Origin of the sequence: Bacillus sp. NTK071 (genome assembly GCF_017303315.1) — a bacterium.
Classification (GTDB): Bacteria; Bacillota; Bacilli; order Bacillales; family Guptibacillaceae; genus Guptibacillus.
The window spans coordinates 167747-187799 of sequence record NZ_JAFKOI010000007.1 but is presented as its reverse complement, the minus strand read 5'-3'; the positions used below and the strand labels follow the sequence as shown (position 1 = coordinate 187799).

Sequence of the window (20053 nt, the reverse complement as noted above, 5' to 3'; positions counted from 1 at the left end):
AACTATTGCTTTTTTACCACTATATTCTTTGCGTGAAACGTAAATTTGATGCTTATCTTTTAAGCTACGTTAGCTTCCATTGTTGTTCTAGAAATTATGTAAAATCCATTTATATAAAGAGGTTAGATTTACCGGCTGCTTTTCTAAGCAGGCATGTTATGATATTATTATCAGGTTGGAGAGTTCGTAATTCCCTCCTCTCGTAAAACAAAACTAGGGACCGTGAAAAACTGTTACCCCTATTCTCTGAATGAGAAGGGCTTTTTCATGCGTCTCCCTTACTGAATAAAGAAGGGGGCTTTTTTTATGTCTTATATGATTCCAAAGAAAGTAGAAATACTTGGAGAAGATATTCAGAAAAGCGAATTAAAATATCATAATAAACGAGTAGCCGTTACAAAAGAATTTACTTTTGACGCAGCTCATCATCTTCATTGCTATGAAGGCAAGTGTAAGAGCATGCATGGACATACGTATAAGGTTGTCATTACAATTAGCGGATTTGTAAATGAGATCGGCATATCCGTTGATTTTGGTGAAATTAAAACGCTGTTTAAAGAAGTGATTGATTCAAAACTCGATCATCATTATTTAAATGAAGTGCTTCCAAATATGAACACGACAGCTGAGAACATGATTGTTTGGATGTGGGAGCAGTTAGATCAGGCTCTAATCGAACGTAACATGAAGGATAATGGTCAGCGCCTTGAAGAACTCGTTCTCTATGAAACACCAACAAGCTACGCAACGCTGAAGCGGGAATGGATGGAAGACAATGAATAAATGGGTACTGCCAGAACGATCAGAGTATATGAAATGGGAATTACCAATGGTCGAGGTGTTTGAAACAGTAGAAGGAGAGGGAACGCGCGCTGGTTTTCCAACTGTATTTGTGCGCGTCTTCCACTGTAACTTGCGCTGTAGCTGGTGCGATACGCCGTATAGCTATGCACCGGATAAGGCAGAGTACACAGGAACAATTGAAGCGATCATAGACCAGATTAAGCAATATAAGAGTCGACATATATGTTTCACAGGCGGGGAGCCCTTAATTCATCGTGAGAAATCAATGGCGTTGATTCAGGCTATGGTTGATCTTTCGCATATTGAAGATATTCATATCGAAACGAACGGGGCTATTGACCTGGCACCATATGAAGCTGTGCGAAATGAAGATAGAGAGTGGCAGGGAAAGGTTCGTTTTGTAATGGATTATAAGTTGCCAGACTCAGGTGAACAGCATCGAATGCTTCATGAGAACTTTGGTTTGCTTGATACACAAGATGAAATTAAATTTGTTATTGGCTCAGATGAAGATTTCACTGTTGCCTCAAACGTTGTCGCTAAGCATCATGACAAAGGTCAGGTTCTCTATAGTCCCGTGTGGGAAACGATGCCGCCACATAAGCTTGTGGATAAAATACTTGAAGCTGGCTTAAGTAAAGTAAAGCTTAGTATGCAGCTTCATAAAATCATCTGGGATCCTAATAAAAGAGGTGTGTAACGTGAGTAAAAAAGCAGTTATCGTGTTGAGCGGTGGATTGGATAGCACAACATGCATGGGAATGGCGAAAGAAAAAGGTTATGAGCTCTACCCCATTACGTTTCATTACGGACAGAAGCATAACCGAGAAGTTGAACAGGCGAAGAAGGTAGCAGAGTACTACGATGCACCAGATCATCGTATCGTAAACATTAGTTTCCTCAATCAAATTGGGGGCAGTGCATTAACCGATGATTCAATCGATGTTCCGAGTGATATGGATGAAGATGAAATTCCAGTAACGTATGTCCCTGCTCGTAATATGATTTTTCTCTCGCTTGCGTCTGCGTATGCTGAGGTTATTGGCGCAGAAGCGATCTATATTGGTGTTTCGGCTGTCGATTACAGTGGGTATCCGGATTGTCGACCAGAATTCATTCAAAGCATGAATGAAACCGTCAATCTTGCTACTAAAGCAGGAGCAACAGGTAGTGAGATGAAGATTGAAACTCCGCTTATTGACATGACGAAGGCAGATACGGTTAACGAGGGACTTCGTTTGAACGTTCCTTATGAATTAACAACATCTTGTTACAACGGTGAAGAAGAGGCATGCGGCGAGTGTGATAGCTGTCGCTTGCGGTTGAAAGGTTTTGAAGAAGCTGGAGCGGTTGACCCGATTCCATATAAAGCTTAATGTATTAGAAAAAGCTGCCGGGAAAACGGCAGCTTTTTGTTTGGGGCAATATATCAGAGATTTGGCTCATATATTTTAAATTCGGCTAATAAATATCGATATTGGCCAATATATCATTGTATTCGCTAAGCTTCGACAAATAGCGGGTGGTGACAGGCACCCGCGCCCCGCGCTTTACTGAGGCATCTCTCCGCTATACACAGAAGAGGGTCTAATAATACGGTTATTTTCATTTTGCTCATAAACGTGAGCAATCCAGCCTGCACATCTTGCAGCTGTGAAGGTTGGTGTGAACAACTCAGTTGGTAAGTCGATTGCGCGGAGAATCGCAGCTGCGTAGTATTCAACATTCGCATACAGTTTACGATTAGGTTTGTATTCTTGTAGCAGACGAACGGCTGTTTTCTCGACTTCGTGCGCCAGCGTAAATTCCTCATCATCATAGAAGGTTGATGTAATATCACTTAGTGCTACAGCACGAGGATCTTTTGTTTTGTAAACGCGATGGCCGAATCCCATAAGCTTTTCTTTGTTATCAAGTTTACGTCTTAATACTTTTTCCACGTCACCATCTTGTTTGATCTCCTCGAGTAAATCGATAACGCCTGTTGGTGCACCTCCGTGAAGCGGTCCCTTCATTGCTCCAATAGCACCAGTGACAGCAGAGGCAAGATCACTTTCTGTTGAGGCAATGACGCGGGCTGTAAATGTTGATGCATTTAAACCGTGCTCCATCGTTAAAATAAAATAGGCAGTCAACGCTTGTACGTGATGATCTTCTGCTCGTTCGCCATTAAGCATATATAAATAATTTCCAACATGTGATAGTGACGTGTCGGGCGCTATAAAAGGTAAATCATTTTGTGAACGATACCGGTAAGCAATAATTGTAGGAACAATTCCAAGTAAATCAATTCCCTCGTCATGCGTAGCTGGAAAGGAGAATTCTTCGTTCCCCTTTGCAGATAAAATAGTGCGAATTACTGCCATCATATCCATATTAGGAGGTAATCGATCAATGATTTCTTTTTGCTCCTTTGTTAAAGTTCTTGCCTCACTAAGACTAGTTGTAAAGCGCTCAAGCTCTTCAGTGTTAGGGTAGGTTCCGTTCCAGAGAAAGTAGGTTGCTTCTTCAAATGACTTCTCTTTCGCAATCTTTTCAGCCCATTCTCCTCGATAGACGAGAAGCCCGTTTTTCCCATCTACAAGGCTTATTTTCGAATCTGCTGCAACAATGCCTTCTAATCCAGCATGTATCATACAATCATCTCCCAATTATTATTCTTATCACCAGTCTATCGGTTCATTATGATTATGACTAATAAAGAATAAGTGTATAATTAATAGAGATATGCTATTAATTGGAGTGAGTAAAATTGAACATGAATTGGCTAAGAACGTTTGTAGCAGCAGCTACATATGAGAATTTTAGAGAAACTTCCGAGAAGCTGTATCTTGCGCAACCAACGGTGACGGTTCATATTCAACAGCTTGAAAAGCATATAGGTAGTAAGCTTTTTATGAAGAGTGGTAGGCGAGTTGTACTTTCTGAAGCAGGAAGACAGTTTATTCCCCATGCGATAGAGATGCTCGATCAATACGAGCAAAGTTTAAGGCATATGAATGGTTATAGACAGGGGTATCATCGGAAAATAACCATTGCTGTTTCGCCACTTATTGCAGCTACTGTTCTACCATATGTTCTTCAGCAATTCATAAAAGACCATCCTTCGATTGAGGTTGTTGTAAAAGTAAGCGAGTCAAATGAAATAGGGGAGTTAATATCTAAAAATACGGCAGATTTCGGATTATCTAGAATGAAGGCTATTCATCCTTCTGTTATTAGCGAGGAAACAGCACCGGATCCCATAGTTCTCGTTGTGCCACATGATGGTGGTGATGCTGAGACAAGCTTACCTCTTTCAATGAGTGATTTTTGTGCTCATTCGACTTTATTGACTCATAGTCATCCAGGTTATTGGGACGACCTTCTAATTGAATTGCGGAGCAGATATGAGGGCATACGAACAATGGTTGTATCTCAAGTTCATATTACGAAACGATTTATAGAAGAGGGACTCGGATTCTCATTCTTGCCTCGATCCTCAGTCCAACGAGAGCTTCTTGAAGGAAGGATGCTGCAAGTTGATACAGATGAGATTCGATTACCGTTTGTTCATACTTACTTGGTTTATCATCATTTATCAGAGGAAGCAGAGATCTTTAAGAAGTTTATTGAGAAACATATGCATTAAAGAACCCGAACAGCGTCCTGTTCGGGTTTGTCTCTTATTTTCCGAGTGTGAAATAAGAGAGTGGGATGGATACGTGCTTTAGTACCTACTGGCTAGCTTACACGTAAGTATAGTATGTGCCCGTTTGACGAAATTATGCACTTAATATGGTGTTAATCCCCAAATCATCCAGCCTGTTGTTTTCTTTGCTGCAAAAAGATGCATCCGAACAGGTAATTGCCCTGATTGTTTCGTGATTAAAATATCGACGAGAAATGAATTTGCGGCAATTTTTTGTTCACAGGCACTGACAGCAGGAGAATAGTAGGGAGAACGCTTTTTAAGTGGTGAAATGGTAAGAATCTGCCATGATTTAGCATCTTGAGTTGTTGCCATCAGACTTGATACAAATAACGTTGCTTTTGATGCAAGTCCCTTTTGAGAGCTTTTGATTAGCTTAGTCGAATCAGGACACTTCCCTTGAACAAGTTGAACAGGACCTGCTGCGTGAGATTGTAGTGGAGAAATAAAAAGGAAGCCTAAAAGTAGAAAAGATATAATACGAAGCATCATGTTTACCACCTTTCACTTTTACCGTGTCCTGCTTTCCTTAATTTTATACACTGAAAGAGAATGTATGTTCTATTTGTGGTACACTGAAAAAGAAGGAGGGATACACATTGAAACCTTCTGTTCAAACTCGAACTTCCCGATCGATTCTAACGAAAGGAAGCGGCTTTTTACATGGATACAGTCATACGTTAAATCCATATGCGGGATGTGCATTTGGGTGTTCTTATTGTTATGTGCGTAGAATGCCAATCGCCCTCTTTCGCGATGAAGACTGGGGAGAATGGGTAGATATTAAGGAAAATGCAGTAGATCTTGTGAAAAAAGAAATACCAAAAGCGCGTAAAAAAGGGGACGTTTCGATCTTTATGTCGTCTTCAACTGATCCATACCAACCCGTTGAATATAAAACGGGTTTAACAAGAGGATTGCTTGAAGCAATGGTAGAAGAACCGCCTGACTTTTTGTTCCTTCAAACACGTTCACCCCTCGTTTCAAGAGATATTGATCTATTAAAGAAATTAGGAAGCCGTGTTATGGTTAGCATGACAGTTGAAACGGATCTTGATTCAGTTAGGAAAATGTTCGCACCTTCTGCACCCCCGATTGCAGCACGTTTAAAGGCGCTCCTGGAATTAAGAAAGGAAGGAATACCAGCACAGGCTGCTATTGCTCCACTATTGCCATGTTCAGATGAATTTCCTTACAAGCTATCCAAAGTAACGAATAGAATTACGCTCGATGACTTCTTTATGGGAGATGGTAGTGATGGGAAGCGGACAGAGCAGCTTGGCATCCGTAAGTTGTTTGAAGAGAATGGGCTCACTGCTTGGTATGATCGCAGTACGTATTTAAAAATAAAACGCCGGTTAGAAGAAACGTTTGCTGATGACGCCATTTATATATCCCAAAAAGGATTTTTCCCACCTGAGCAACTTTAAGAGGGAATATAAAAAGCTTGAGGATCCTCGGAATCCTCAAGCTTTTTTAAATGCAGTCAATTTACTTCAATTTCTGAGCTTTACCATTAAGAATTTTGAGATGATCATTCTCGTACCCTACTTGGTAGGTGACATTATAAAGCGCAGTTGTTGTCTTTTGATTTTCTGTTCGTTCTTCAGCTTTAATCGTAGCAGTGACTTTTACTTCGTCATTCGTTTGATTTAAGCTACCGGTCATATTTGATACTTCAACGTTAACCGTATGAATATAACCGCTTCTAAAATCCTCATAGGTCATATCACTTTGCCAGCGACTGCCTAATAGAGAGTAGGCGGTAACGTAGTCCTGAGTAGATAAACTTTCATAAAAGTAGCCGATCAAATAAGTGGCGTTATCTTTGTAATCTTCTCCAGTTAGACCTTGAGGTGTGGAAACGACCTCATGGCTTTTACTATCAACCGTTAATTCTACAGGTTCCTCTGACCAATCTTTTATCTGATCAATCACATTTGGTAGAGGAATACTAAATCCAATCGCACCAGAGTCAGTTCCTGCTGAGTTGATCGCAATGGCTTCTCCTGTATCTGCGTCAATTAGAGGACCGCCGCTGTTACCGTTCGTAATCGGTGCTGATATTTGGTAAATATGTTCGTATCGATAAGGCTCAAGGATGAACTCTCTATCAAGTCCACTTATGATCCCTGTTGTGACCGTGTTTTGTAAACCAAGAGGACTACCAAGGGCGATAATATCGTCTCCGACTTCAGCCATTCGTTCTTCAGCTACCGGTAATGGTTCACTTTCTTTTAAGCCTGGAACACGGATGACAGCAATGTCTGTCGTGTCCCCCATTCCAATTATTTGCGCATCGAACTGTTTGGCATCAGAGGTTTTTACAGTAATTTTCTCAGCACCTTCTACAACGTGTGCGTTTGTGATCACATCGCCAGTAGAGTTGTAAAGGAAGCCAGATCCAGAAGAAGTAGCGTCGTCTTTTAATTGTACTTCAATTTGTACGACGCTTTTTTGTGTTTCGTGAATAATGGATTTTAAATCAGTAGATTCATCTGATTTTGTTGGTGTTTTTATCTCTTCACCTAGAGATGAGGTTGCCTCCACCTCAGTATTGTCGTAATAATCGTGTAAGTAATAAAAACCCACGCCAGTTCCTACCAAAAGAAAGAGGGAGCTAGCTATGGTTAATAGTAAAGAAGATTTCATAGAAATCCAGAGCCCCTTTTCATTAGTCCAAATACCATGTGAAGTGATCAATTTCAACTGTGAATTGTTCAAGATTTTTTACATCTTTTCCAATGTCGTAAATCATGAAATCAAACTTTCCTGTATCTTCAGGATAAAGCTTGTCAGGGTTGATATACACTTCGCCTTTATCAAACTGTTTTCCATCTGCATCTAAAACCCTGTAAGACGCTCCAATGGAATTAACAGGAACAGTGGCTTTGCTTGTCACACTTCCAGTTACTTTTAATTCGTTGTAATCAGTTACGTTTGTTTCTAAATCGTTAAGCTCAATAGCACTAGTTCTGTTCATTTCTTCTTCTTTAGCTGCAGCTACCATAGCATGCTCAATCCGTTTTTGTTGCTCTTCTTCAAAAGCCGTTCTTCTCTTTTCAATTACAGTTTTTAGATTTATTAACTTTTCATTCTCTTTGTTAATTTGAAGTCCCTCTTCAACAGAGTTCAGAGCTTCAGTAAAATGATTATCTTTAAGATGGTTGTTAGCTTCGTTAATAGAAAAATCGACAATTTGATTTCGAATTTGTCCAGCAACTTCCTGTGCTTCATCGACTTGTAATGTTTCAGCTCTAGTTAGAACTGGTTTAAGATCGTCAATGGATTCTTTGCCCTTCATGTCATACTTTAGTTCGGCAACCATAACAGTGGTTCTAACGGAAACAATCTCTTCTTGTAGATGAGTGAAGAGAGGACCATTGAATGATGTTGAACTTTGTTCTGCATGATTAACAAGCTCCATTGCTTCTGTAAAGTGATCACTTTGTCGTGCTTTATCTGCTTTACTAAGAGTATCTTTCACTTTAATTGCAGTTGATACCATATTTTCATTCGTCTCCGCTGCTGGAAAACGAGAACGTTTTTGTTTTGCTTCTTCAAATTTTTGTTGAGCGGCATCCAAGTTGCCCTCTATAGCTAGTTCTTCTCCCTGTTCAAATGAACGGATAGCTGTTCTAGTAACAGATTCTTCATACAGGTAATAACCTGCAAGTCCACTCCCAAGGAGGAGAAAAATGATTGCTGGCATCCATCTCCATAGGAAAGAGCGTCTAATTTGTTGGTCGGATTGAGATACTAACTCTTTTCCGCAGGAATAACAAAATTGGTCGTTTTCATTCCTCTTTTTGCCACATTGTGGACAATACATCCGTATTTCACCTGCTTTCAATCTCCATAACTAGTTATATTCTGACACAAATAGATAAGAAGGGAAATATCTTTCAAAGCGATGTTGACGAATTGAAATATATAGAAATTTTCACGCAAATATGCTAGTTCATAGACTTCAAAATAACCTTTTCTGGAATAATTTTTATGATGCAATAGTTGTGATTTAATTGAAAGAGAAGAAAATTGATCTTAACGTCATGGGAGTAAAGTTGCAAAAAAAGGAAAAGGGTCGTAATCCAACCGTTCGCACTAGGTTAGACGTACCTGTTCACCTTATTGCTCCTTTGATAAGATGATCTCAAGACCCCCTTTCAAATATTCCGTTACCAGGAAGACCGGCATTTGCCGGTCCTTTTTTTATGGTATTTTTTACAGAAAGTAAATTTTATAGATTGTTGCGCTTGAAAGAATTATTGTATGACAACCACACTTCTCTGAATGGAGCGGAAGGTGCTGGACTCCCGTGGAAAGCGAGCTCCTAGAGTGGAAATTACCACCCTCTTATTCCAACTAGGTCTACAAGAAATTCACTTAATTTTGAAACTATATAGGTGGTTGTTTCGTCAAAGTAGTTGAAAACCCTTATTCCCTTAGATGTAGCCACTATGAGATCCTTCTGGTGGCTGCTTTTTTAATTTCATGAGAACGAACTGATTGCAAGGATACAGAAAAATTGTTATAATAACTAACGAACGGTAGGCAATCGCCTGCTTTTTTACTTGTATTTACCTAACGATTGGTAGGTGTTTTAAATGAAGGAAGAATCAACTCATAATAAAATTAAAGATACAGCACTGGCATTATTTGCTCGTAAAGGTTTTGAAGGAACGTCTTTGTCTGACATAGCGTCAGGTGTAGGCATTAAAAAGCCTTCTCTTTATGCTCATTTTAAAAATAAAGAAGACCTTTTTCTATGTGTTATTCATAAAGTAACAATTGATTATAACTATTTCTTTGAGAATTCAGCAGAAGAATTGAAAGATGAACTACCTGAAGAACAGCTCTATCAACTTCTACTAAAGAATACGGAATATCTACGTAATGATGAGTTGGGTCTAATTTTTAAACGAATGATGCTTTTTCCACCTGAATCATTAAGAGATGAGATTTACCGGATGTTTGAGAAATCAGAAGAAGTGATGAAAAGCGTGATTAAATCCATTCTTATGCAAATCGATAAACTTGAGGACTGGGAGCAAGTGTTTGATGCGTATTTATGCTTGTTGGACGGAGTGTTTGAGCAAGTATTCTATTATTCACCAGAGGAACACCAGAAACGCTTAGAAAACTCATGGACCCTTTTTATTGATGGAGTTCACTGCAGAACGGAGGAGAAGTAATATGGCATGGATGTATCTTGTGATTGGTGGTCTAATGGAGGTCTTATGGGCAATAGGATTAAAGTACTCTGATGGGTTTAGTCATCCACTCATTAGTGTGTTAACAATCATAGGGATTGTAACAAGCTTTTACTTCTTTTCTAGAGCATTAAAGTATTTACCTGTAGGTACGGCTTATGCCATTTTTACGGGACTAGGTGCTGCGGGAACAGCCATTATAGGAATGGTGTATCTAGGTGAATCTATTAGTTATATTAAATTATTTTTTATACTATTACTCATTTCTTCAATTGTAGGATTGAAGTTAAATGCGAAGGTAGAAGCATAGGAGGGATTTAGAATGGCATGGATCGCATTATTAATTGCTGGCCTTGGTGAAGTCGGTGGTGTGATTAGTTTAAAGTTATCTGAAGGGTTTACGAAGCTGAAGCCTTCCGTTTTCACGATTCTATTCGGAGGATTGAGTTTCTTCATGCTTTCTCTTTCTCTTAGAGCACTTCCTGTAGGTACCGCTTATGCCATATGGACTGGAATTGGTTCCGCCGGCAGTGTCCTAATTGGTATGTACTGGTTTAAAGAACCTAAAAATCGGATGCAATTAGTGCTTATAACGTGCGTCATCATATCAGTTGTAGGATTACGTGTAGTAGAGGGTTGATTTTGTCAGATCATTCAGATAAACTGTAAGTATCAAATGGAGGAGGTGAGGTAGAGATGTCAAACGCTTTTGTTCGTACGGAATTTATGGAATATGTTTCAATTTGCCGTGCGATTATTCATGAAGAAGTTGCAAACGGGACAAGTCTGTCCAATTCTAGCAACTTCATATGAAACAAAGCGTAAGGCTCTCTTACCCTGCTTCAGGCGGAATGAATAGGTAAACAGGACGAAGAGAGCGGCATTCTATGCCGTTCTTTTTTTCATATACGTTAAGTTTGTGAAACTAACGTATAAAAAGCGTGCCAAATATAGCCACAGGTGAGGTGTATCCTTATCTGTGGCTTTTTTTATACTTTTATATTATGAAAGGATGGAAGTACGATGATAGTTTGCGCGGCTCAATCGATTAGCAAAATGTTAGGTGGAAATAGTATTTTTGAAGATATCACCTTTGAAATAAATGAGAAAGATCGTGTGGGGATTGTTGGTAGAAATGGAAGCGGAAAAACGACGCTTTTTCAATTACTTGCTGGAATGGAAGATGTGGATGAAGGGGATATTCACTATAAAAAAGGAACGGAAATTGGCTATTTAGCACAAATTCCTGAGTACCCAGGTTGTTCGGTCACGGACGTTATGAAACAGGCATTCAAGCATCTTGAAGAAATGGCCAACCGGATGCGAGAGCTCGAAAAAGTGATGGCTAATGGAAATGAAAGTGATAGTGTCCTAAAAGATTATGGTCAATTACAAGATGAATTTACAAGAAAGGGTGGATATGAGATAGAACCCGCGATACAAAATGTCGCAAATGGTTTGGGAATTCAGGATTTGTTATCGGCTTCATTTGAGCGGTTAAGTGGTGGAGAGAAAACAAAGGTAACGCTCGGGTTAATGTTACTTCAAGAGCCGGAAATGCTTTTACTGGATGAGCCGACAAATCACCTTGATGTTGAAGCTGTTGAGTGGCTAGAAGCTTTTTTGAAGCAATACAAAGGTACGGTCTTAATCATTTCACATGATCGTTATTTTCTTGATGAAGTTGTCACAAAAGTAATGGATCTTGAAGATGGAGAACTTACCGTTTATCACGGTGCTTACAGTGACTTCGTTAAACAGAAGGAAGAAATGCTTCTGGCAGAATTTGCAGCTTATCAAGAGCAACAAAAGAAAATCAAAAAGATGAAAGAAGCGATTAAACGGTTGAAAGAGTGGGCGAATCAAGCAAATCCTCCGAATGCAGCTCTTCATAAACGGGCTCGTAATATGGAGCGAGCACTTGAGCGAATAAACAAGATTAAACGACCTGTACTTGAACGAAAGAAAATGGGACTAGCATTTGATGTAAATGATCGAAGTGGCAATGATGTTATAACATTTGAAAATGTTTCAGCTGGATATGACGGGAAACACCTTCTATCTCAAGTGGATTGGCATGTTCGATACAAAGAAAGAGTCGCGATTGTTGGCAGAAACGGAAGTGGGAAAACGACTCTACTCAATGTTCTCCTCGGGAATCTTACTCCTGATAAAGGCAAGGTTAACCTCGGTGGGAGTGTAAAGGTTGGTTACCTTTCTCAACATGTTCTTGAAGATCGTGGTGAAGAACGAGTGTTGGATGTCTATCGTGAGACGGCAAAAGTTTCTGAAGGCGAAGCAAGACATGCGCTTGCGAAATTTTTATTCTATGGCTACAACGTATTTGCAAAGATTTCGTCTTTAAGTGGCGGGGAGAAGATGAGGCTTCGTCTTGCTCAACTGATGAGTGAAGATCTTAATTTACTTGTTCTTGATGAACCAACCAATCATCTTGATATTGATTCAAGAGAAGTATTAGAAGATGCGCTTGAAAAATTTCCTGGAACGATTATTTGTGTATCGCATGATCGTTATCTTTTAAATAAATGTTTTCCTGTTACGTATTGGTTGGATAATGGTAAGCTCCATCATTATGTTCATTCCTATAGCATGGCAAGAGAGAAACATAAACAATTTATGGAGGCTGTTTATGAAGAAGAAACTAGACAAGAAGTGAAGCAAGAGGCAAAGCCTAAATATGAAAAGAAAAAAAGTCTAAATGAAGGACAGGTAGAGAATCAAGTAGAAGAGCTTGAGAAAAAGATATTCGAGGTGGAAGTAAAGCTCGAACAAGTAAAGGCACATCAGGAAATAGTAGCGCTCTTTGTTGAGAAGGAAAAGCTTGAATTAGAACGTGAAGGATTATATGAAATGCTATTGGAGGAAGAGTGATGAATGAGATAAATGCCGTAGATAAAGTATGTCTGCCTCATACAATTAATAGTCTTATAGCCGATTTTCGAGATTTAGGTGTTAAGGAAGATATGACGCTAATCGTCCATTCTTCTTTAAGCTCATTAGGTTGGGTTTCTGGTGGAGCAGAAGCTGTCATTCGAGCTCTTATAAGTGTTGTTGGAGAAGGTGGAACCATTGTCATGCCAGCCCAATCAGCAGGCAACTCGGATCCAGCTGGATGGATGAATCCACCAGTTCCTGAATCATGGTGGCCAATTATTCGAGAGTCAATGCCAGCTTTTTGTAAAGAGACGACACCAACGCGTGGGATGGGTGCAATCGCAGAGCTTTTCAGACGCTTTCCAGGTGTTGAACGCAGTGACCATCCGATGTATTCGTTTGCGGCATGGGGAAAGAATCGGACATATATTACAGAAAACCAGCCACTTACTGCTGGGTTTGGGTATGATTCACCGCTAGCAAAAATATATGAATTTAATGGAAAAATTCTGATGATTGGTGTAAGTCACGAGAGTAATACATCGCTCCATTTGGCAGAACATTCAGCGCAAAAGCCACTTATAAAAAAATCAGCAGCTATAGTAGAAGACGGGGAACGTGTGTGGAAAACGTATCATGAGATTGAGTATGATTCAGAGTGTTTTAATAAAATTGGCTTTAAATTTGAAAGCAAGGAAAACTACAACATAATGAAAATTGGAAATGCGACATGTAAACTAATTGATCAGAGAAGTATAGTGGATTACGGGCGAAGATGGTTTCAAGAAGAAATGTAAGGAATTTAAAAGATATTAACAAATAACGCCAAGAAAAACCCCGTTAAAACCGGGGTTTTTTTGGTGTATTCTGCTAGTTAAGAAGGAATATGAGCATTTATGAAGAAATTTTATAAATAACTAATATCCCTCTACATAAAAGGAGAAGCTTATGACTACCAATGACACTCATGCACCATTTACTAGCTATAGCCCTCCTCCTGAGATCAAGCAACAGGGCTTGAGGGATACGATTACAACTCTAACTAAATACTATGAATTTTCAACAACAGCTGTCGTAGTTCAAAAGAATGGTAAGTGGGTATATTTAAATCCTTCTGCTCTGAACCTACTTGGGTACGAAAAGCTTTGTGAAGTTCAAGGGAAATCGATTTGGAACTTTATCGTTAAAGCGGATCAACAGATGGTTTCAAAGAGAATACAAGCTTCCATAAATGGTGTCAATTCAGGCTCCCTTGAGCAGAAGTGGTTCAAGAAGGATGGAACAATAATTCCCTTAGAAGTAACGGCGATTCCTGTCGAGAATTATTTTGGACAGACCACCGCTATCATTAAAAAGGTGAATCAAGAAAGCCAACATGTGTATGACACCCTTGAGCACTATAGGCTGATAACGGAAAATATGAATGAAATCGTAAGCTTATTGGATCGTAGAGGTAACTTGTTATATGTTTCACCTTCCTATAAGGAGTATTCCAAAGAAGGAATTCATAACGAGATAGGTCAAAGCTCAATTAAATATGTTCATGAAGAAGATAGAGAATTCGTTAAAAGCGAATTCTTAAAACTTGTTAAGTATAGAAAACCTCAAACGATTCAATACCGTTTGCAGAAAACAGATGGAACCTATCGATGCATCGAGTCTCAGGGTATCTGTATTTCTGGTCAAGGAGATTGTCAATTTATTGTTGTTTCAAGGGATGTCACCGATCGGCATCTTGCTGAATCTAAGCTTCGTTTAAGTGAACTGAAACATCGGGTCATTCTTGAGCACAGTAATGATCTAATCTGCATGATGAGTCATGAAGGAATTGCTGTATATGCCTCATTATCTTATAAGTCTTTATTAGGTTATGAACAGAATGAAGTTGTAGGAAAAGACATTCTCACATTTATCCATCCAGAAGATTATGAGAAGTGCCAGAAAGCAATTGTGAAATTAACAGAAACGAAACAACCGGTTACGACAATTTATCGCAAAATTCATTCGTCTGGTCATGTTCTTACATTAGAAGCTAAAGGGATGGCTGTAGTAGACGATAGAGGAGATGCGAATCATTTTGTATTTATATCAAGAGACATTACTGAGAAAATTAAATTAGAACAGTATAGAGAGAACATCGAAAAGTTAGCACTTCTTGGCGATGTTGCAGCTGGATTTGCTCATGAAATACGCAATCCCCTCACTTCTATCAAAGGGTTTATTAACTTGCTTGCAAAAGAAAGAAATGAAAGTGAACGTGGTTATCACCAAATCATTGAAGATGAGCTCGAAAAGATAGAAGAAGTGGTGAATGGATTTATTGCACTTGCCAAACCACAAGCTGGTGACGTGGCAGAAGTCAGTTTGCTTAAACTTGTGAAGAATGCAATTTCAGTTCTTACCCCACAAGCTTCATTAAAAAATATAAGAATTAACATTAATAGTCAACTTAAATCAATTGTTATTCATTGTCAGCGGAATCAGATGAAACAGGTTTTTATTAATATTCTAAAGAATGCCGTTGAAGCAATTGAGCAAGATGGACATATCGATATTATTCTTGAAGAGCAACGGGATCGAGTATGTGTCACCATACATGACAACGGAATAGGTATTGAAGAGGAAAGATTGCAGCGAATTGGTGTACCGTTCTATACGAATAAGGAAAAAGGAATTGGTCTCGGCATGACGGTTAGCAACAAAATTATTACCGAACATAAAGGTCAGCTAGAAATAGAGAGTAAGCCGGGAGAGGGAACGAAAGTCGTCATTCATTTACCTAAATATCCTTTTGAATAGATGTCTTTTGACCTCCTATTGCGATTTGTAATAGGGGGTTTAATTGTTCCTTAGGAGTGGGATAGAATGAATCTATCTTACCCAGCTATGAAAAGAGAGGGTATATATGACTGATACTATTGGAATTGATGCAGGTGGTACGCTCATTAAAGTTGTGTATAAAGAAAGCGAAGAGTATCGTTTTCAAACGTTCTTAACAGTTGAAGTTAACAAGCTGGTGGAATGGATGAATGAATTCCATCCTAAAGCAAAAGTGATGCTTACGGGTGGGAAACAGAAAAATGTTTCAAGTCTACTTCAGAATTCATATGAGTTAATTGATGAGTTTGAGGCCACGACTTTTGGTGTTAATGAGGTTCTGAAAAGCGCTGGTATTCATTCTCCAGAGAAGTATTTACTTGTTAATGTTGGAACCGGGACTTCAATGCATTCAATGACTGGGGATTCATCCGAACGCCTGGGTGGCAGTGGTATTGGTGGTGGCACATTAATGGGAATGGGTTATTTACTAACTGGACATAAACAATTTGAGAAGATTGTATCGCTTGCAAAAGAAGGGAATCGAACAAATATTGATTTGAAAGTAAAGGATATTTATGAAGGAGAAGTTTCACCGATAGGGGGAGATTTGACAGCAAGTAACTTTGGATTTCTCGAACGGATGATAGATGAGGAATTAAGAGCGGAAGATATTCTTGCGTGTTTAATTGGTATGATTTCAGAGGCGCTCTTGATGATCGCGATTCCCTTTGCAAAAACGGTAGAAACATCGACAATTGTGTTCATAGGCTCTACCTTTCAAAATAATGCTTTGTTTAAAGAGCAGATTCAACGTTTTGAAGCTTTATTTGGAATAAAGGCTCAATTTCCAGTTAATGGGCAATATAGTGGTGCTCTTGGGGCACTGTTGTTTACTATATGAGGGGAGAACTCCCCTCAATTTTGATACTAGTGTACTTGTAAGACGTTGTTAGAACAAACTTGATTTCGTCCCCTGCGTTTTGCTGTATAGAGTGCTTGATCTGCTTTACTGTAGAACTTGTCAGACAATAGAATAGTTTCAGGATATGTAGCTACACCAATTGAAGCTGTGATATGAATATTTTCTTCAGGGTTTACATGGAAAGAATGTGTTTCGATGATCGAACGGAGCTTTTCACCTATTTCTAGTGCCTTATTATGTGAGCAGTCGGTAAGTATTAGCGTGAATTCTTCTCCGCCATTCCTTGATACAATGTCTTCTTGTCGAGCTCCTCCTCTTAGAACAACTCCAAATTGCTGAAGAACAGCGTCACCTGCTGAATGGCCATATGTATCGTTTACGTTTTTGAAGAAATCGATGTCAATAACAAGAAGAGAAAGTGGTTTTTCATTAGATTTAGATTCATGGATTGCATTGTTAAGAGCCTCATCAAAGCTCCTTACGTTATTCAGGCCAGTTAATGGATCAATCGTTGCACTACGTTTATATTGCATAAACAAGTGATTCATTTTGCGTAAGTGTTCTGTCGTATAGATCGCCATTAAGCCTGTTATCATAGACGTTACCCAGAATAGAAAATTAATTTGATTAGAAATTCCTGAGAGCTTTAATAGAAAATAAACAATGACAACGCTAAAAATAATATTTGAGTAGATGAGCATCCAGAATGCTTTAGTTAATATTTTGGCATTTAAGTGTCGTAATACCATATATCCTATATAAAGTGAAAGTAATAGACCTAGCGAGAATATTGATGAAACACTCACTCCAATTATAAATCGAGTGGTTTGTATGACTGCTAAAGCTACTAAACCGGGAACAGCGCCTCCATAAAGCGTCACAATTAGTAATGGAATATGCCTTAGGTCAACTATTGTCGCATCGTTAACTTTAATGCTAAAAATCATAAGGAAGATGCCAATCATACCTGCATATAGTCCGCTTATAATTTTCCTTTTGATAGAGGAAGAATCGTTCAGATCTTCATCACGAAAGATTTGGTAATAAATAAATACTAGAGCTAGTACAATCATCATATTAATGAAAAAATCCTGTAGCAATTGCAAACGGGTACACCTCTTATTAATCTAAATATCTTTCGACTTAATTTTACCATTTTCAGCAAAAATGATCTCATTTTTTTTGATTGCTGTTCATGATGTCTATCATCTGAGAGAATCCTGATAACTAAGGGGGAGGTTTGCTATGATAGAGAGGAGACAAGGAAAGGATGAGAGAATATGCCATGGATTAAACCAGCTAAACAATCAGATATAAAGGAAATGCCGATCTACAGTGAACTTGAACAGCCTGTTCCTGTATTTAATCGTCTTATCGCAAGGAGCCCTGAAATTTTCTCGGCATTTATGCCACTAGCATCAGCCGTTAAAGCTGGTGCGCTTAATGAGTTCGAAACCGAGACTGTAGTCGTATTTGTTTCTAAACTAAACGGATGCAAGTTCTGTTATACCGGTCACGGCTCTTTACTGAAAGAGATCAGCGGAAATGAAGGTATTTTAGAAGATCTCAATGAATATGAAACCTCACATTCATTTCCAGACCATTTAAAGCACATTTTGACTTATGCTGAGAAATTGGTGACCAGTTCACAAGACTTAGAAAAAGAACATGTTCAAAAGTTAATGGAAGATGGTTACTCTGAAAAACAGGTTGTTGAAATTAATCAATTGATTTCCTATACTTCTTATACGAATCAGACGTCGATAGGTCTTGGATTATAGAGTGAAAAGACTCTAAATGTAAGCTTGTATACTGAAGCTACTTACAATAGAACAAATCGAATTAGAAAAAGGAGTTCCTGAATTTCAGGAACTCCTTTTGTCTTGTAACATAACCACTTACTTCTTATTATAATAATCAAGAACACCCTGGTAGATTCCTTCTGCCAGTTCTTCACGATAAGACTGTGTTAATAAAAGTTGATATTCTTCGTCATTTGTTAAGAATCCAACCTCAACAAGAACACTAGCCATTCTGGACTCGCGAATAACAGAAAAGCTCTGGTTCTTCGCGCCACGGTCTCTGGCTTCTGTTACTTCAATTAATCGCTTTTGAATGCTTTCAGCAAGTGCTTTACTTTCTGCTGAACTGTATCTGTCATACCAGTATGTTTCAATACCATGAGCAGCTTCTGGTCCAGCATTCGTATGGACGCTCACGAATGCATCAGCACTAATGTTATTCGCAATGTTAGAACGCTCTGTTAATTCGAGGAAAGAATCATCTCTACGTGTCATAACCACTGTAGCACCTGCCGATTTTAGCTTCTCCTCAAGATAGAGAGATACATCAAGGTTAATATCTTTTTCTAGAAGCTTACTTCTGCTTGCACCAGGATCATGGTCACCGTGTCCAGCATCTACAACAATTTTAATACCATTTAATAGGTTGTTATTTTTCTTGATTAAGTACGCACCGTGTACATATGCAGTTTGACCCTTGTACTTTATTTTTGCCCAATCTCCAACGTATCCGTAGATAGATACCTCAGTATTGCGCAATAGTGCTCCAATTTTTGTGCCTGAAACTGCTGGTGCAGTGCGAACGTTTAAGCTTGAAGCTGTTACAATAGCTGTTTCTAGGACAACTTCTTCTACTTCTTCTACTGGCTGCTTAACTGTATAGGAATCAACAATAGTTGCAGGTAATGCAGCTTCTCCCCCTAATACCATTAAGTTAGAAGCATGAGTAGAAAGGTAGGACTCAATTTCTGGAATCACAGTAGAATGGTGGGATAAAACGACTGGCGCATTGTTAACTTTGGATATGGAAGAAGCAGCAACTGCGTCAGGATAATCCTCTCGATCAGGTTGTGTAGAAGTTCCTCTCGCTACAATGAAGGAATCACTTGAAGGAAAGAAGGCTTCATTTACCGCAATATTTGTTGCAAAACGATCTTGACCTGCAAGGCGAACGACTTTCTTACCTTGTCGTTCTAATTGTTTCATTAGATCCTCTGAGAGGACACTTTCTCCACCAATTAAGTAAACGGTTTTAATCGTAGAAGGTAGTGTAGGAGCCTTCTTGTTGGAAGTTAAGTAAATAGGATAATGTTTAATTGATGAGACACTTGAAGCTGATAGTGAATCTGCCACTTTGTTTCCATTTACAACGATAGCTGTTGAAGAATGATCTAGTCCTGCCTCTGTGTTAATCGCTTCGGCAGTTGAATAGCGATTTGAACCTTCAAGTCTTTTAACAGTAAAGCTCTTTCTAAGTTCATTCTCAACGCCTTGACTAATAGCAGTTGTCCCGCCTAGAATGTAAACTTTTTTAGCATCAAGACGGTTTAATTCGTTTAATACCCTTGAATCAAGGGTAGAAGGTTTGGTAAGTAGCACAGGTGCATCTTTAACTCCGACAAGGCCAGAACTTGCGAGTGCATCAAATGGCATGTCAGCACGCGTTAGTATTACAGCCTTTTCTGAATTGGCTAATTTACCAGGTGATACCTTCTTTGAAATTTCTAAAGCAGTTGCAATTCGATCGTCACCGCTTATACGTTCCATTCCGTTTTTTGCAGATGATTCACCAGGAAAAGCCATTCCTGTAAATAATAGCACTGCAATAATAAAAGTAGTAAACATTCTCCGCACGATAATTTCCCCCGATATGCTTTTTTTCTCTGTCCTATGTACGTAGTGACTT

The 20053-nt window shown here is 38.9% G+C and carries 20 protein-coding genes and 1 pseudogene; 14 read left to right on the top strand and 7 right to left on the bottom strand.

Features of this window, described 5'->3' with window-relative positions:
* Positions 1-306 precede the first annotated feature (306 nt).
* The 3 genes from queD to queC are packed head-to-tail and all read left to right on the top strand — an operon-like array spanning position 307 to position 2180.
* Positions 307-783 (top strand): 6-carboxytetrahydropterin synthase QueD, encoded by a 477-nt coding sequence (queD, locus tag JI666_RS13265; RefSeq protein ID WP_206892558.1) that lies wholly within the window; start codon positions 307-309, stop codon positions 781-783.
* A complete protein-coding gene (locus JI666_RS13260) occupies positions 776-1504 on the top strand; it encodes a 7-carboxy-7-deazaguanine synthase QueE (protein ID WP_206892555.1) in 729 nt (242 codons plus the stop codon). Before queD ends, JI666_RS13260 begins: the two co-directional genes overlap by 8 nt.
* Before the next feature lies 1 nt (position 1505).
* Positions 1506-2180: a 7-cyano-7-deazaguanine synthase QueC gene (queC, locus tag JI666_RS13255; protein ID WP_206892547.1), complete on the top strand. Its 675-nt coding sequence runs from the start codon at positions 1506-1508 to the stop codon at positions 2178-2180.
* Positions 2181-2354: 174 nt separating this feature from the next.
* Here the strand turns inward: queC and JI666_RS13250 are convergent, their stop codons facing one another.
* Positions 2355-3440, bottom strand: coding sequence for a citrate synthase/methylcitrate synthase (locus JI666_RS13250; protein ID WP_206892540.1), 1086 nt, complete (start codon positions 3438-3440; stop codon positions 2355-2357).
* A gap of 122 nt (positions 3441-3562) precedes the next feature.
* Between JI666_RS13250 and JI666_RS13245 the strand changes: the two genes are divergently transcribed.
* On the top strand, positions 3563-4435 hold the full coding sequence (locus JI666_RS13245; protein ID WP_286170815.1) for a LysR family transcriptional regulator: 873 nt from the start codon (positions 3563-3565) through the stop codon (positions 4433-4435).
* A gap of 141 nt (positions 4436-4576) precedes the next feature.
* Here the strand turns inward: JI666_RS13245 and JI666_RS13240 are convergent, their stop codons facing one another.
* A complete protein-coding gene (locus tag JI666_RS13240) occupies positions 4577-4987 on the bottom strand; it encodes a hypothetical protein (protein WP_206892536.1) in 411 nt (136 codons plus the stop codon).
* 107 nt (positions 4988-5094) lie between these two features.
* Here JI666_RS13240 and JI666_RS13235 point away from each other — a divergent pair, with 107 nt between their 5' ends.
* Positions 5095-5925, top strand: a complete 831-nt coding sequence (locus JI666_RS13235; RefSeq protein WP_206892533.1) for an SPL family radical SAM protein — start codon at positions 5095-5097, stop codon at positions 5923-5925.
* A gap of 61 nt (positions 5926-5986) precedes the next feature.
* Here the strand turns inward: JI666_RS13235 and JI666_RS13230 are convergent, their stop codons facing one another.
* The 3 genes and pseudogenes from JI666_RS13230 to JI666_RS22005 form a co-directional block, all read right to left on the bottom strand.
* Complete coding sequence (locus JI666_RS13230; RefSeq protein WP_206892526.1) at positions 5987-7147, bottom strand: S1C family serine protease; 1161 nt, start codon at positions 7145-7147, stop codon at positions 5987-5989.
* A gap of 22 nt (positions 7148-7169) precedes the next feature.
* Positions 7170-8207 (bottom strand): hypothetical protein, encoded by a 1038-nt coding sequence (locus tag JI666_RS13225; protein WP_206892524.1) that lies wholly within the window; start codon positions 8205-8207, stop codon positions 7170-7172.
* A gap of 54 nt (positions 8208-8261) precedes the next feature.
* Positions 8262-8327: pseudogene (locus JI666_RS22005) on the bottom strand (zinc-ribbon domain-containing protein); the annotation flags it as partial.
* Positions 8328-9102: 775 nt separating this feature from the next.
* Between JI666_RS22005 and JI666_RS13220 the strand changes: the two are divergent.
* From JI666_RS13220 to coaW, 8 genes are all read left to right on the top strand, one after another.
* Positions 9103-9690, top strand: coding sequence for a TetR/AcrR family transcriptional regulator (locus JI666_RS13220; RefSeq protein ID WP_206892522.1), 588 nt, complete (start codon positions 9103-9105; stop codon positions 9688-9690).
* A gap of 1 nt (position 9691) precedes the next feature.
* Entirely contained in the window at positions 9692-10018 is a 327-nt protein-coding gene (locus JI666_RS13215; protein WP_206892506.1) for a DMT family transporter, read from the top strand.
* Between the two features lie 12 nt (positions 10019-10030).
* Positions 10031-10348: a DMT family transporter gene (locus JI666_RS13210; protein ID WP_206892500.1), complete on the top strand. Its 318-nt coding sequence runs from the start codon at positions 10031-10033 to the stop codon at positions 10346-10348.
* 56 nt (positions 10349-10404) lie between these two features.
* Positions 10405-10521: an RAxF-45 family protein gene (locus JI666_RS21740; protein ID WP_286170808.1), complete on the top strand. Its 117-nt coding sequence runs from the start codon at positions 10405-10407 to the stop codon at positions 10519-10521.
* A gap of 210 nt (positions 10522-10731) precedes the next feature.
* Entirely contained in the window at positions 10732-12600 is a 1869-nt protein-coding gene (abc-f, locus tag JI666_RS13205) for a ribosomal protection-like ABC-F family protein (RefSeq protein ID WP_206892499.1), read from the top strand.
* Entirely contained in the window at positions 12600-13400 is an 801-nt protein-coding gene (locus JI666_RS13200; protein ID WP_206892498.1) for an AAC(3) family N-acetyltransferase, read from the top strand. Before abc-f ends, JI666_RS13200 begins: the two co-directional genes overlap by 1 nt.
* A 151-nt stretch (positions 13401-13551) precedes the next feature.
* Entirely contained in the window at positions 13552-15402 is a 1851-nt protein-coding gene (locus JI666_RS13195; RefSeq protein WP_206892496.1) for a PAS domain-containing sensor histidine kinase, read from the top strand.
* Between the two features lie 106 nt (positions 15403-15508).
* Entirely contained in the window at positions 15509-16324 is an 816-nt protein-coding gene (gene coaW, locus JI666_RS13190; protein WP_206892494.1) for a type II pantothenate kinase, read from the top strand.
* 26 nt (positions 16325-16350) lie between these two features.
* On the opposite strand, the gene JI666_RS13185 is transcribed toward coaW, so the two are convergent.
* Positions 16351-17451: a GGDEF domain-containing protein gene (locus tag JI666_RS13185; RefSeq protein ID WP_206892492.1), complete on the bottom strand. Its 1101-nt coding sequence runs from the start codon at positions 17449-17451 to the stop codon at positions 16351-16353.
* Positions 17452-17625: 174 nt separating this feature from the next.
* Between JI666_RS13185 and JI666_RS13180 the strand changes: the two genes are divergently transcribed.
* Entirely contained in the window at positions 17626-18126 is a 501-nt protein-coding gene (locus JI666_RS13180) for a carboxymuconolactone decarboxylase family protein (RefSeq protein WP_206892477.1), read from the top strand.
* A 117-nt stretch (positions 18127-18243) separates the two neighbouring features.
* On the opposite strand, the gene JI666_RS13175 is transcribed toward JI666_RS13180, so the two are convergent.
* Positions 18244-19992, bottom strand: a complete 1749-nt coding sequence (locus JI666_RS13175; RefSeq protein ID WP_286170814.1) for an N-acetylmuramoyl-L-alanine amidase — start codon at positions 19990-19992, stop codon at positions 18244-18246.
* Between the last annotated feature and the right edge of the window lie 61 nt (positions 19993-20053).

Bases quoted from the DNA above. Each gene is read 5' to 3' on its own strand.
- JI666_RS13215 (WP_206892506.1), top strand. From the start codon at position 9,692: ATGGCATGGATGTATCTTGTGATTGGTGGTCTAATGGAGGTCTTATGG.
- JI666_RS13260 (WP_206892555.1), top strand. From the start codon at position 776: ATGAATAAATGGGTACTGCCAGAACGATCAGAGTATATGAAATGGGAA.
- JI666_RS13210 (WP_206892500.1), top strand. From the start codon at position 10,031: ATGGCATGGATCGCATTATTAATTGCTGGCCTTGGTGAAGTCGGTGGT.
- coaW (WP_206892494.1), top strand. From the start codon at position 15,509: ATGACTGATACTATTGGAATTGATGCAGGTGGTACGCTCATTAAAGTT.
- JI666_RS13200 (WP_206892498.1), top strand. From the start codon at position 12,600: ATGAATGAGATAAATGCCGTAGATAAAGTATGTCTGCCTCATACAATT.
- JI666_RS13195 (WP_206892496.1), top strand. From the start codon at position 13,552: ATGACTACCAATGACACTCATGCACCATTTACTAGCTATAGCCCTCCT.
- JI666_RS13245 (WP_286170815.1), top strand. From the start codon at position 3,563: ATGAATTGGCTAAGAACGTTTGTAGCAGCAGCTACATATGAGAATTTT.
- abc-f (WP_206892499.1), top strand. From the start codon at position 10,732: ATGATAGTTTGCGCGGCTCAATCGATTAGCAAAATGTTAGGTGGAAAT.
- queD (WP_206892558.1), top strand. From the start codon at position 307: ATGTCTTATATGATTCCAAAGAAAGTAGAAATACTTGGAGAAGATATT.
- JI666_RS13220 (WP_206892522.1), top strand. From the start codon at position 9,103: ATGAAGGAAGAATCAACTCATAATAAAATTAAAGATACAGCACTGGCA.
- JI666_RS13230 (WP_206892526.1), bottom strand. From the start codon at position 7,147: ATGAAATCTTCTTTACTATTAACCATAGCTAGCTCCCTCTTTCTTTTG.
- JI666_RS13250 (WP_206892540.1), bottom strand. From the start codon at position 3,440: ATGATACATGCTGGATTAGAAGGCATTGTTGCAGCAGATTCGAAAATA.
- JI666_RS13240 (WP_206892536.1), bottom strand. From the start codon at position 4,987: ATGATGCTTCGTATTATATCTTTTCTACTTTTAGGCTTCCTTTTTATT.
- JI666_RS13180 (WP_206892477.1), top strand. From the start codon at position 17,626: ATGCCATGGATTAAACCAGCTAAACAATCAGATATAAAGGAAATGCCG.
- JI666_RS13175 (WP_286170814.1), bottom strand. From the start codon at position 19,992: ATGTTTACTACTTTTATTATTGCAGTGCTATTATTTACAGGAATGGCT.
- JI666_RS21740 (WP_286170808.1), top strand. From the start codon at position 10,405: ATGTCAAACGCTTTTGTTCGTACGGAATTTATGGAATATGTTTCAATT.
- JI666_RS13225 (WP_206892524.1), bottom strand. From the start codon at position 8,207: ATGCCAGCAATCATTTTTCTCCTCCTTGGGAGTGGACTTGCAGGTTAT.